The 13,436-nt window shown below is 38.4% G+C and carries 11 protein-coding genes; 6 read left to right on the top strand and 5 right to left on the bottom strand.

Annotation, left to right across the window (positions count from 1 at the left end):
* Nucleotides 1-19 precede the first annotated feature (19 nt).
* The 3 genes from KO02_RS20325 (at nucleotide 20) to KO02_RS20315 (ending at nucleotide 3,659) form a co-directional block, all read left to right on the top strand.
* A complete protein-coding gene (locus KO02_RS20325; RefSeq protein ID WP_038701269.1) occupies nucleotides 20-1,447 on the top strand; it encodes an L-serine ammonia-lyase in 1,428 nt (475 codons plus the stop codon).
* 155 nt (nucleotides 1,448-1,602) lie between these two features.
* On the top strand, nucleotides 1,603-2,397 hold the full coding sequence (locus KO02_RS20320; protein ID WP_038701267.1) for an MBL fold metallo-hydrolase: 795 nt from the start codon (nucleotides 1,603-1,605) through the stop codon (nucleotides 2,395-2,397).
* 479 nt (nucleotides 2,398-2,876) lie between these two features.
* Nucleotides 2,877-3,659 carry a hypothetical protein gene (locus KO02_RS20315; protein WP_038701265.1) on the top strand — a complete coding sequence of 261 codons (783 nt, stop codon included), beginning with the start codon at nucleotides 2,877-2,879 and terminating at the stop codon, nucleotides 3,657-3,659.
* A gap of 218 nt (nucleotides 3,660-3,877) precedes the next feature.
* Here the strand turns inward: KO02_RS20315 and KO02_RS20310 are convergent, their stop codons facing one another.
* A complete protein-coding gene (locus KO02_RS20310) occupies nucleotides 3,878-4,504 on the bottom strand; it encodes a hypothetical protein (protein ID WP_038701263.1) in 627 nt (208 codons plus the stop codon).
* 100 nt (nucleotides 4,505-4,604) lie between these two features.
* On the opposite strand from KO02_RS20310, the gene KO02_RS22995 reads away from it, so the two are divergent.
* From KO02_RS22995 to KO02_RS20295, 3 genes are all read left to right on the top strand, one after another.
* Complete coding sequence (locus KO02_RS22995) at nucleotides 4,605-5,021, top strand: hypothetical protein (protein ID WP_051960103.1); 417 nt, start codon at nucleotides 4,605-4,607, stop codon at nucleotides 5,019-5,021.
* Nucleotides 5,022-5,211: 190 nt separating this feature from the next.
* The gene (locus KO02_RS20300) at nucleotides 5,212-5,604 is read left to right on the top strand and encodes a hypothetical protein (RefSeq protein ID WP_038701261.1); all 393 of its coding nucleotides are present in this window, start codon (nucleotides 5,212-5,214) and stop codon (nucleotides 5,602-5,604) included.
* Between the two features lie 305 nt (nucleotides 5,605-5,909).
* Complete coding sequence (locus KO02_RS20295) at nucleotides 5,910-7,130, top strand: hypothetical protein (RefSeq protein WP_038701259.1); 1,221 nt, start codon at nucleotides 5,910-5,912, stop codon at nucleotides 7,128-7,130.
* A 100-nt stretch (nucleotides 7,131-7,230) separates the two neighbouring features.
* On the opposite strand, the gene lipB is transcribed toward KO02_RS20295, so the two are convergent.
* The 4 genes from lipB to KO02_RS20275 all read right to left on the bottom strand — a co-directional run bounded on the left by lipB (nucleotide 7,231) and on the right by KO02_RS20275 (nucleotide 13,427).
* Nucleotides 7,231-7,929 carry a lipoyl(octanoyl) transferase LipB gene (gene lipB, locus KO02_RS20290; RefSeq protein ID WP_038701257.1) on the bottom strand — a complete coding sequence of 233 codons (699 nt, stop codon included), beginning with the start codon at nucleotides 7,927-7,929 and terminating at the stop codon, nucleotides 7,231-7,233.
* Between the two features lie 110 nt (nucleotides 7,930-8,039).
* Nucleotides 8,040-9,227, bottom strand: coding sequence for a GTPase HflX (gene hflX, locus KO02_RS20285; RefSeq protein ID WP_038701255.1), 1,188 nt, complete (start codon nucleotides 9,225-9,227; stop codon nucleotides 8,040-8,042).
* Nucleotides 9,228-9,455: 228 nt separating this feature from the next.
* Entirely contained in the window at nucleotides 9,456-11,561 is a 2,106-nt protein-coding gene (recG, locus tag KO02_RS20280; protein WP_038701253.1) for an ATP-dependent DNA helicase RecG, read from the bottom strand.
* 195 nt (nucleotides 11,562-11,756) lie between these two features.
* On the bottom strand, nucleotides 11,757-13,427 hold the full coding sequence (locus tag KO02_RS20275) for a SusD/RagB family nutrient-binding outer membrane lipoprotein (protein WP_038701251.1): 1,671 nt from the start codon (nucleotides 13,425-13,427) through the stop codon (nucleotides 11,757-11,759).
* Nucleotides 13,428-13,436: the final 9 nt, after the last annotated feature.

The raw sequence follows: 13,436 nt of genomic DNA, 5'->3' as shown, positions 1-13,436 counted from the left end.
AGCGCTTTATAAATAAAGAATGAGCAAAGAGCAAATTTCCGTTTTTGATATGTTTAAAATTGGTATTGGACCATCGAGTTCACATACCTTAGGTCCTTGGCGTGCTGCACAGCAATTTACGAAAGTATTGCAGGATAAAGCTGTGCTTGATATCGTGGAGTCCGTCAAGATTTTATTGTATGGTTCCTTGGCTAAAACAGGCACAGGACACGGAACGGATATCGCTGTGCTATTGGGACTGAGTGGAGATGATCCTGTGACTTTTGATGTTAATCAGGTAACACCAAAAGTAGAACATATAAAATCAATAGAGGAATTGCAATTGGCGGGTATTCATACTGTTCCTTTCACCTATAAAGAAGACTTACTGTTTCTATATAGTGAAAGTCTTCCTTTTCATCCCAATGCGGTTACTTTTCAAGCTTTTTTAAAAGATGGAAAAGCTGTGAGTGAAACCTATTATTCCATCGGTGGTGGATTTGTTGTTCAGGAAAATGATGAAAGTGGACCTTTATCGGAGGTGGATTTACCATTTCCAGTAGAAACAGCTCAGGATTTATTGCATTGGTGCCGGACCACCGGATTAAAAATATCGGATCTTGTATTGGAAAATGAACATGCTTGGCGCGAAGAAGAAGAAACGTGTGCTGGGGTGCTCAATATCTATAAAACAATATCTGAGTGTATATACCGTGGTTGCCATACCTCAGGTATTCTGCCAGGAGGATTAAATGTAGAACGAAGAGCAGCTAAGCTGAATCATCGATTGCTCAAAGACCGCACGTACCATGATTATGAAAGTTGGGTTGCAGCCATAAAAGCCGGGGGTGAAAATTTTCAATACATCTTAGACTGGGTGAGTTGCTTTGCGTTAGCGGTGAATGAAGAAAACGCATCATTTGGGAGAGTCGTTACGGCACCTACTAATGGTGCGTCGGGAGTTATTCCTGCGGTATTGCAGTATTTCATTACTTTCCATAATGGGGGGGCGGACGATAAAATCATTCAATTTATCTTAACAGCTTCGGAGATTGGTTCCATCTTTAAAAAAGGTGCTACCATTTCAGCCGCAATGGGTGGTTGTCAAGCGGAGATTGGTGTGTCATCAGCGATGGCTGCAGGAGCCTTGACCGAATGTCTTGGAGGGTCTCAAAGACAGGTTTTGATGGCAGCAGAGATTGCGATGGAACATCACTTAGGCTTAACCTGTGATCCAATAGGTGGTCTGGTTCAGATTCCCTGCATCGAACGTAATACCATGGGAGCTATTAAAGCCATTACAGCAGCCCAATTAGCATTGCAGTCAAATCCTGATAAAGCCAAAGTAAGTCTGGATGCGGTGGTTAAAACCATGTGGGAAACAGCATTGGATATGAATGTCAAGTATAAAGAAACTGCGGATGGTGGATTGGCTGTCCAAATTCCTTTAAGCTTACCTGAATGTTAATTAAATTGTAGGTGCTGTCACGAAATATCCATATAGGCAGGTGGCACAAACAAAAGACCACGAAGTAGTATGGAGGCCATTGAAAATAGAAATTAAAGATGAATAATTTGGTTTTGATTTTCCATATGGCCTTTAAAAGAACAAATTAATTACAGATGAAATATTGTGCTATTGCTTCGGGCAGTAATGGAAATTGTTATTATATCGCAAAGGGCGAGACTGCAATTTTGGTAGATGCTGGGATTAACAACAAGCATATCCATTTGCGTATGTTCAATTTAGGGATTGATCCGACAAAGATTAAAGCAGTTTTTATCACGCATGAACATACCGACCATATTCGAGGGTTATCTGTTTTTGTGAAAAAATACGATATACCCGTATATATCACTGAAGGAAGTTATGAAGGAACAAGATTGCATCTACCTGCTCATTTAGTCCATTATATCGATGCAGATACGGTTACGACGGTCGGAGAAATGAAAATTTATGGAATACCCAAGTATCATGATGCAAAAGAGCCTTGTAGTTTTTTGATTTCTGATGGAACGTATAATATTGGTGTTTTGACCGATATTGGGCGCCCCTGTAAAAATGTGCAACATGTCATCAAACATTCGGATGTCTTATTATTGGAGTCCAATTTTGATGAAGACATGCTTAAAAATGGACGCTATTCATATTTTTTGAAAAATAGAATCAGTAGCGGTTGGGGACACCTTTCCAATACTGTTGCCCTTGATTTATTCATCAATCACCGTTCACCACGTCTAAAACACCTCATGTTGACCCACCTTTCCGGAGAAAACAACACCGTTGAGATTGTTCATGACACATTTAGACCACACTGTGAAGATATTTTCCTTTCTGTAGCAACTCGGTTTGAAGAAACAGAAATATTTGATATTCATTCTATATCAGTACAGGCTGAATGTGAAGTTGTACGTTAATCTCTATATCACGTTTATTAGGTCTAATATAGCTTCTTTAAATCCTATTTAATTAATCACAAGCTTCACTCTGATGGTGCATAGTTTTTTGCATGCTGTTCGCTATATGTTGGATATGGAGGCCTCAACTTTGTATTTTGGATTATTCGGGTATGGTTTGGAAATTGTTTGAATATGTTTCGTGATTACCTCGATACTGGTTTCGCTTAAGCGTGCGGTTTATTTGACTGTTGTTTGCCTCGGTTTCGAAGCGTTGCCGAACAATGGTCGAAGCAAAGTCGAATCAGACCCGAAGATGATGCGCAGTTGTTACCCATCATTTCCGAACCGACCTCGGACACTGTTGGCACTTATATGGACTTTTAAGGAGTTTGATGGACTTCAGTGGACTTTTCTACTGTTAATTAATGAATTGTTATAGAGGTTGTTATTGTCTGATAAATAACCTAATTTTAATGATAACCAGTGTATAACAGTCTATGTTCAATTTTGAAAGACCTAAAAATCCATATAGAAAGAAGGGGAAAGATTATAATTTGAGTGATAATAGCAAATTAACGTCTATTGATTTTAGCTACAGCAGAAAATTGGCGAGTAGGATTTACAGCATATTGAAGATTTTGGAAAATGAACCACGTCAAACAGATACTTTTTCACGTTTTGCTAATCAAGTTTACCAAGCAGTACGTAATGATCAGGTACATGAATTAGGACAGTTAAAATTGGGTTACGGGAGCGTGGAATCGTTAAGAAATTTTCGATTTTCAAAGAAGAACAGTTGGCAAAGTTTCTTTAGAAATTATCCAACAGCAGATTTTCAATCTGACAAAGGGGAAGTCTGCCTCACGATGCCACCTACCTACGCGCGGGAGTTTCATTTGTTTCCAGAAAGAGCATCCAAAGTTATTGTTAGAATGCACTGTATCCAAATATCGATAGATAATGAAAATAGGTTGGAGCACTGTTCAAGTAAGGAGTTAATCATTACTAATGATGAGGATAGGGACTCACGTTCGATTCGATTTTCCATAAAGGATAAACCCAATGTATTACTATTATGTCTCGCTTCTGTTCGTGTTTGGTTAGTTTCTGCTCAAGGAGAGGATGAGTTTCTGTCCAACAATAAGGTGTATATGACTGCCGAAATATTTGATGCTTTATTGATTCGGGATGGGCAATTATGTCATTTTGTTGAACAAAAACTTCCTGATATTACTCCTCCTATGTCTTCAGACTCGGATGATGAGCTGGACTGGGAATAGTCTTTAACTAGTTTTTTCTTTTTCATAATCGTAATTAACGGGTAATTTATTGAGGGGAATTGTAGATAGGGCGTCTATATGGTCTTCGTCAAGTTGGGTATTGATCTTATTTTTTGCTACACTTTTTAAGTGTGTGGTATCTTGATATAGCTATTCGTGTAGTAGATATGAAGATGGAAGTGTAGCATTGTTTTAGACGCCTTATTATTTGTTTTAGATTATTCTTTCAGACTTTTAGCTGTTTCTGCTGGCTCAGTTTTGACATAAGAAGGTACGGGCACGATAAGGCCCTGATCTTCGTAGATATAGTATAGCGCATATGCAAGTCGAATAAGGAGCTCACGAATGGCCACTATTTTATCTCCAAACTGATCATGATCGTTTGCTTTTTTCAGGGTCAGTTGCTGCATCAGTTCATCCATCGTTTCATACCATTTTCTTAAAGTCTGGAAGGAAAAAAATTTGCTGATTAATTCATGCGGATTTCTTTTGCCATGACTGGTGAATTCAAAGTCATGCGTGTAGTTGTAATAATCTTCTCGTTTATCAAATAATTGTAACGGATTACGGTGTTTTGGTAGACCACATTGTTTGAAAATGACATAAGCGACTTCTATCTGTTGTATCATTTTTTTGCAATGGAAACCATTTTCGGTATCATCACCATTAGACATCGTTGGATAAGCTCCGCACGTAACAAAGAGATTGATGTCGTTTTGCCAATAGAATATATTGGTGTGATTCCAGAAATATTCACGGAGGTATATCATCGGATTTTTGATGATATCTTTACTTAAATAGCGAAAATGTTTCGCTTTTAGTTTCTTTTGTGTATTTTTCATCATAAATTTTTGGTTAAATTGGTTATTAATAATTGTCTTCGTTAAAACTAATATAAGAACTATTTTTAATCAAAACAAGTTAATTTGAATAAAATTTGCATTTATGAGTTCTATTTTGAAGAGAATTAAACTAGTTGCTGACCATGAGGGGAGGAGCGTATCGGCTTTCGAAGCCACTATTGGAGCTAGTAAGGGTGTTTTTACCCGTGCATTGACTAATGGTACGGATATTCAATCCAAGTGGTTAATTAGTTTAATGGAAAATTATCCAGACTATTCTGCGGAATGGTTGTTACGGGGTGAAGGGGAAATGTTGAAACCTAAACCTATTGTTGTTGAGGGTAGTGAAACTTATCTGAATGCAGAGTTGGATGGGGTTAGTAATGCAGTAATCCATGCTTTGCAGCAAGTTGTTTCGACACAAAATGTTACAATTAAATCGCAAGAAAAGATAATTTTCTTCATGGAAAGACAATTGTCGGTGTATGAATCTGAACTTGATACTTTAAAAAAGAAATAATTTGAGTATTCAAGAACAGAATGTCTATAAGCATATTGATGGCATTGCATGTCTAAAGGAAATGATTTGGTTTCGATCTACCTTTGATCTATTGCTATGATTGTTATTGGGATTAGGTTTTTATTTTATGATTTTATGCTGATGCTTACTGTTCTGGTGGGGATTTTAGGTAAAATAATTAAGGGAATTTATGGCTGGTGTTAAAGAACGGGTCTTATTAATTTCGGAAAGTAAGGGAATCAATAAGGCGGTTTTCTTTGAAGGTTTGGGACTTTCTTATGCAAATTTTAAGGGGGTACAAAAGTATTCTGCTTTGAGTTCTGATGCGATGATTCTTATTTTGAATAAATACGATGACGTGAGTCCGACCTGGTTGTTAATGGGGGTAGGAGATATGTATAAGGATTCGGCAGGTATGGAGAGAATACCTGTTATATACCATACTCCTGCAGCGGATGAGAGATCGGACTTGATGGTGGATGCGCTAAATAAAGTGATCAATGCTTTAGAACAAACGGTTCGTACGCAAGAGAAAATAATACTTGCTCTCGAAAAGCAAATCTCTTTTCTCGAGCGGGAGTAAGTATCGTCTTGGCTGTTATGTAAGCATAGCTATTCAATTTACCGTTTTTAAGTTCTGTCGTATCGTGATGGTAATAAAAGCTGAATCTTCCATTCATGAAGATTTAGCTTTTGTTGTTTTATATGGGTTTGTTTTTAGCTACGGAGCAGTAGGTCTGATTTTACTTTTCCGAGATGAAAAAAATCCCTGATTCAAGTGATTTCATTTGATGTGGTTTTGTTTTATTTTTGTGTTTTAATAGATTTTTTTTCTTTAAAAATATTGCAAGTATTGAATGGTTGCAATTATTTTATAAATGTTTCTTTATGTTACGAACAGGATATATTTTATTTTTTGTGCTATTTACTTGTTTGCCTATTGTAGGTATGGCTCAACCTGCGGGAGACCGTCCTGTCTATACTTCAAAATGGGGACATCTTTACCGTATTGAAAATAATCAGATGGATTTGTTGGGGATATTTTCTACTGAAGCCCCTGTGTATGTGTTGGATTCTTCTCAAACACAGTATCAGGTACAAGTAAGTAACGGCGATATAGGTTTTATCAATAAACAGCCTCTTCAAAGGGCTATGTATGGTAAGCGTTCGGCTGGTGAACCAGCGCAATATTTCTATCGGGGAACGCAGGGGAGCCAATGTCCTCATTTTTTTGTGCAAGTGTCGGAATTGCGTGTACGCAATGCACCAAGTGTTTCAAGTACGCCTATAAGGCGAGCGCGACTGAATGAAATGGTTTGTATCGATTATATACCGCTTTACACGGATGGTTGGGTATATGTTGGTGATCATTTTCATGAAAGTCCAGAATTTATTCAAGCAAAATTTTTAGGATCGGAATTGACGTATGATAAGGTATTAAAGGAATATCTCAAGGTAAGAAATAAAGATCAAAAGCAGGAAATGGTATTGGTGGGTAGGCTACGTGAAATTGCATGGGGTAATGATGAAAAATTAAAGCAGGCATTGATATACTGGCAAGAGACCTATCAAAATGCGGGATTTCAAGATCCAAAGGTGGATATTGATTTTGAATTGTTTCTCGCAGATCGGTTTCAAAATCGACCAACATTTGATCTATTGATGAAAGAGGTGGAAGAAATGCGTATGCACTTCGATTGGAAGGGAATGCTTCTTTATGATGGCAAGATAACAGATAATCAGACGAAGCAACTTCAGATGAAAAGAATGGAGGATATACCTGATATGCCTGAATGTGGCTGGGAACCTTTGTATTATTATAAATCTGATAATAATATCGTGGCATTTGAAGAAAATGTAAACGGGAAAGTAGTTGGTTCTGTGTATCAGGTTTCTTTCAGTAATGATATTGCATTACGGATGGGGCAGGAGCGGATCGATATGAATTACGAAGAAAAGGAATTTGTGAAGCACTTTGGACATCTGATTTCGACCGACTGGATAGGTGCTCCGCATGTCTATAGGATTTCAAATGGTGATGCGGGTATGTTCATTATCACTTTTGAAAATGGGAAGGCAGTTCGATATGTAAGTATGTTTTATTGTTAGTTAGTTAGTTAGTTAGTTAGTTAGTTAGTTAGTTAGTTAGTTAGTTAGTTAGTTAAATTTAAAATAAGAGAGGACTCACAACTGTCAGTCCTCTCTTATTTTAAATCAATTCCATTGCGAATAAATGAGCAATATGCCCTTTTAACTTATCTTTTACTTCATTTATATCGGGTTTGTAGCCCAGCTCTCTTTCCATGGAGGTGACGTCTTTGTCGTCGATACCACAGGGTACAATATGACCGAAATAGCTGAGGTCTGCATTCACATTGAATGCAAATCCATGCATGGTGACCCAACGGCTTGCTCTGACGCCCATAGCGCATATTTTACGTGCTTTTTCATTATCCCCATCTATCCATACGCCTGTGAAACTAGGGTATCGTCCTGCTTGGATACCGTAATCGTTTAATGTGAGGATAATAGCTTCTTCTAATGTGCGTAGATACAGGTGGATATCGGTAAAGAAGTTGTCTAAATCCATTATTGGGTAGCCTACTATTTGTCCAGGGCCATGATAGGTGATATCACCACCGCGATTGATTTTGTAGTAGGTTGCTTCTTTTTCGGCTAATGCTTTTTCATCCAATAAAAGGTGTTCTGGTTTACCCGATTTACCTAATGTGTAGACATGTGGATGCTCGTTGAAAATTAGAAAGTTTTCTGTTGGTACCGTTGTCTCATTCACACGATTGTCATGCTTTACGGCTAAGGTTTTATTGAAAATTTCTTCTTGTCTATTCCAGGCTTCTTGGTAATCAACCAACCCCCAATCGATAAACGTTACTTTTTTATTTTGCATAGTGATATGGCTATTTATCTTTTAGCCTTTTGTAAATAATTAGGCTAGGATCGCAGTTACATCGTATAGGTGGTATGCTACAATCTTAGCTTAATTTGTTATCAATCGAATTAATAAAGCAAGTTATTGTACGGGTAGCGAGCATTGTGCATCTCTACAATGATTTCGTACAGCTTTTGCTTGAATTCCTCCAAGTTTGTTTTGTTGGTTGCTGAAATAAAGATGGCAGGATCTGCATTTTTTGCCATCCAGCTATTTTCAAAGTCCGCCAAAGTTACTATTTTCTCTCCTTCTTCACCTTCTTCTTTAGTCGGTATAAAAGCATCGATTTTATTGAACACCGTAATCACGGGTTTGTCCTGTGCGCCAATTTCTTTCAAGGTTTCATTAACAGCGTGAATATGATCTTCAAAGTTAGGGTGTGAAATATCCACAACATGAATCAATACATCTGCCTCGCGCACCTCATCTAAAGTAGATTTGAAACACTCCACTAGATGGTGTGGTAATTTGCGGATAAACCCAACGGTATCGGACAGTAAGAATGGAAGATTGTCAATGACAACCTTACGTACGGTCGTATCTAAAGTGGCAAATAATTTGTTTTCAATCAACACGTCGGATTTTGAAACCATGTTCATGATGGTTGATTTACCTACGTTGGTATAGCCGACCAAAGCAACACGAATCATATCGCCTCGGTTTTTACGTTGTGTTTCATTTTGTTTGTCGATAGATTCTAAACGGTCTTTGAATACCGTGATTTTGTTTAGAATAATCCTTCTATCCGTTTCAATCTGGCTCTCACCGGGGCCGCGCATACCAATACCACCTCGTTGACGTTCTAAGTGAGTCCACATGCGGGTCAATCGGGGCAAAAGGTATTGTAACTGCGCCAATTCTACTTGTGTTTTTGCTTGTGCACTTTTCGCATGACTGGCAAAAATATCCAAGATGAGGTTGGAACGGTCTAATATCTTAACTTTTAGTTCTTTCTCAACATTACGAAGTTGAGAAGGTGTCAATTCATCATCAAACACCACCATATCAATTTCTTCGGCGATGATAAAAGCTTTAATTTCTTCCAGTTTTCCACTTCCAACAAATGTTGCTCGGTCTGGATAGGTTAATTTTTGTGTGAAGATTCCTTTTGTAATCCCCCCAGCAGTTTGCACCAGAAATTCTAATTCTTCCAAATATTCTTGTGCTTTTGTTTCGGTAACTCCCTGTGGAATAACGCTTACAAGAATCGCTGTTTCGGGTTTTACTTCTGTATCGTATATTTTGATTTTTGCCATTGTTTTCTATTCTAGTTTGATATTGTCTATTAAGATTCTGCAATGCAGGTTACTGTTTTGCAAAAGGAAGGTGAAATGATGCGGATTGCATATCACGATGACTCAATAACAATAATACAAAGATAATCGTTTTTAGTTTAATTGTTTTATTCGCATTGCTTATCCTGTTATTTTATTCTAGGTGTCTATTGCACTCTTGGTTAAAGGGATAGGGTTTATTTTTGTTGATTATGAAATTTTATCCCAAGCGATACCGTCGGTTTTTTGAGCCAGATATTGTCTAAGCAAAGCATGTCGTTCTTCTAACATTTCGGGATCTTCTTTGAAGATGTCAATAACAGCATTCCGCGCTTCAGAAAGTAATTGTTGGTCAGTAGCGAGGTTGGCCAACTTCAATTCCAATACACCGGATTGTTGTGTGCCCGAGATATCGCCTGGACCACGTAATTCTAGATCTACCTCTGCGATTTCGAATCCATCATTGGTACGTACCATGGTATCTAGCCTTGATCTACCTTCCTTACTTAATTTATTACCCGACATCAAGATGCAGAAAGATTGCTCTGCGCCACGTCCTACTCGTCCTCTTAATTGGTGCAATTGCGATAGACCAAAGCGTTCGGAGTTTTCAATAATCATGACGGATGCATTAGGTACATTGACGCCGACTTCGATAACGGTGGTCGCTACCATAATCTGTGTTTCATGCTTTACAAAACGTTGCATCTCAAAATCCTTGTCTTTAACAGGCATCTTGCCGTGTACGATACTTATTTTATAGTCTGGGAGTGGAAATTCGCGTTGAATATTTTCCAAGCCTGCTTCCAGATAAAGTAAATCAAGCTTTTCACTTTCTTTGATCAGCGGGAAAACAACATAGACCTGCCTTCCTTTAGCAACTTCTTCGCGGATAAGACCAAACATACGTAGTCGAGAGCTTTCGAAGAAATGGACTGTCTTGATGGGTTTTCTTCCTGCAGGAAGCTCGTCAATAACGGAGATGTCCAAATCACCGTACATGGTCATGGCCAAGGTACGAGGAATAGGTGTAGCAGTCATCACGAGCATATGGGGTGGAATACTATTTTTACGCCATAGCTTAGCGCGTTGTTCTACCCCAAAACGGTGTTGCTCATCAATAACAACAAAACCCAAATTCTGGAACTTTACCTTGTCCTCAATCAGCGCATGTGTTCCTATTAGGATATCTAACGTACCATTTTCCAATTCTTCGTGAATGATGCGACGTTGTTTTATGGAAGTTGAACCCGTCAGTAACTTGATATTGCAAATGTCTTCACCAAGCAATTCTTTAAGTCCTGTATAGTGTTGGGTTGCTAATATCTCGGTAGGAGCCATCATACAGGCTTGAAAACCATTGTCTATGGCCAAGAGCATCGTTAAGAGTGCGACGACTGTTTTTCCTGAACCTACATCTCCTTGTACCAAACGATTCATCTGTGCGCCAGTGACGGTATCTTGTCTAATTTCTTTGACAACGCGTTTTTGTGCATTGGTCAATGGAAAAGGGATTCGTTCTTTGAAAAACGTATTGAATTTGTCACCTACTTTGGAGAAAATCTGACCTTTAAATTTCTTGGTGTTAAGCTGTTTGTTCTTTAGTAATTTGAGTTGTATATAAAATAACTCATCAAATTTGATACGTTTTATCGCGTGCGTAAGTTCTTCTTGGCTTTGAGGAAAATGAATGGCTACTGTGGCTCTTGCTTGAGCCATGAGTTGATGTTTTTCCAGTAAATATGTTGGCATCTGCTCAGGGAGCTGACGGAATACGGTTTCTAGAGCCGTTTGTTGTAGTTTTTGGATTCCTTTACTGTCTAAGTTGAACTTTTTAAGCTTTTCTGTGGAGGAATAGACAGGTTGTAGCGTCATGTTCCCTAAGTTTTTAGCTTGGGTTTGATAAGGTTCCATTTCAGGGTGGGTGATGGATATCTGTCCGTTAAATACAGATGGTTTACCGTACATAACATAGACAGCACCTACTTTTAGGGATTTTTGTAGCCAAGTGATGGATTGGAACCACACCAATTCAATGCTTCCAGTCTCATCTTTAAACTGTCCGACCAGACGTTTAGCTCTTTTTTCGCCAACTTCTTTGAGCCCAATGAGTCTCCCCAAAACTTGAGCTGAGTACATATCTGCATCAAGCTGTCTTATTTTATGGAAGACCGTACGGTCAATATAGCGAAAGGGGTAGTAGCTGAGCAGATCACCAATGGTGAAAATCTGCAATTCTTTTTTAATTACATCAGCTTTCTGAGGTCCTACGCCTTTCAGATATTCTATTGGGGTTATTAATGATAAATCAGCCATTCTTCTACTTTGCTAATTTAAGGAATTTACTTAAAATTTTAGCAATATACGGTTTCTCTTTAATCGATTTGCTGGTTTTGAAGCTAAAAAGAGGATACTTTAAGTGGAGAAAAAAATATTCTTACTTGTTCGATTATTAAAAAAGGCGATCTCTATTAAAATAAAGACCGCCTTTTGTATGAGGTGTAATTTTTACTAGAAATTGCCTTTATTCACATCCCACCATAAACGTGTGCCTCCATTATCAGGACCATCTAATAAGGAAATGGCATTTTGTACTTCTACTGCATTGGTATTGTACTCGTTTTGCGGAAATGGTAAACGACGAATTTGAATCTTACTGTCGATAAGTCCACCACTATTATTGACTACTACTGGGAATAAACGAGGATATCCTGTTCTACGGAATTCACTCCAAGCTTCTTGGCCCTCAGGGAATATTGCTAACCATTTTTGGGTAATGATACGCTCCAATTTCTCTTCATTAGTAGCTCCGTCATTCCATTTAATAGTTAAGCTACTTGGTGATTCGGCATTGTTTTTTGCGTTGAATGGATCTACATAAGCAGAAGCTTTTCTCGTGTTGTCATTTAAATAAGTGCTTAAACCAGCTGTGACGCCCCACTGCGAAAAGGAGGTTTCGACACCTTTTTCATAAAGCGATTGTGCGGTTCCTCCTGTGTGTGCCCAACCTCTCAAAGCGGCCTCACTACGTAAGAAATAGACTTCTGCAGCAGTCATTAAAATAGGAGCTGTACTGGCGATAAATGTAGGCGTAGTTCCCTCCGTGTTTAATGCTGAGAGTTTTTGATAATTATCTTTTTCAATTCCTTCAGCTCCGGTACGTATGCCAATATATTTACCTGCAAAAGTAGTTGTAATGGGGTCTTTTGCGACGGGAGACATGTATTTCGAAGTTCGAGGGTCATCGTAACCTACAAGATAAGATGCTAATGAAGCATTAATACGTGTATCTGCCCAGTTTTTGGAGATAAACCAAAGGGGATTGCTATAGGTCCCGTCAGTTGGTACTGTGATTTTGAAATTCTCACTATTGGTTTCGATGATACCTCCATTAGCAGGGTCTAAAGCTTTCTCTGCTTGAGTTTTTGCGAGTTGAGGATCAATTTTTACCAAACGGATGGCCAGTCTTAATCTTAGCGAATTGGCTATTTTGAGCCAATTTTTGAATCGGACTTGATTGTCTGTATTCGGAAAAACCAAATCAATTTGATCGATTTTTTCAGCCATGGGACTATCTGCTTTGTATGAGTTTAGGTACTCCGCGGCTTTATCAAGTTCCTCGAAGAAGCTGTTATACAAATCAGATTGCTTGTCGTAAGGAATGGTATTGGATGTCCCTACTTGACTGTAAGGGATGGGACCATAAATATCTGTAACACGACTTGCTGCGGCAACTTTAATGACGATTGCGGAACCCCATAATGCAGGGTAAGTTTCTGCAAGATCATTTTTTTGCAATTTGTCTATGGACTTGATGACATCAAGATAGAGTACTTTGAAAGCCTCGCCATTCCAGCCGTTTACCATGGCGTAGTTTAGGTTGTTTTGACCACTGTTGAATGGTGTGGGCGACATAAAATACCCACCATATACATCAGCATTGAGGTTTTGCTGTGTTTGATAAGAATTTGGATCCCCTGCTCCAGAAAAATTATAGATAGCCATTTGGGCGTTTCTGAAATAAAGGACAAGATCTTGGCCATCAGCTTTTAAATCTTCATCGGTTAACCCTGTGTTATCTTTATTGTAATCCTCAAAATCCTTTGTACAGCTACTCAGTGTTCCTCCGATAAGTACAAGCGCAAGTGAGAACTTGGATATATTTTTTATGTTGAGTTTCATTGTTTTTCT

The sequence above is a fragment of the Sphingobacterium sp. ML3W genome (genome assembly GCF_000747525.1).
GTDB lineage: Bacteria > Bacteroidota > Bacteroidia > Sphingobacteriales > Sphingobacteriaceae > Sphingobacterium.
This window is presented reverse-complemented; position numbering and strand designations above follow the sequence as displayed.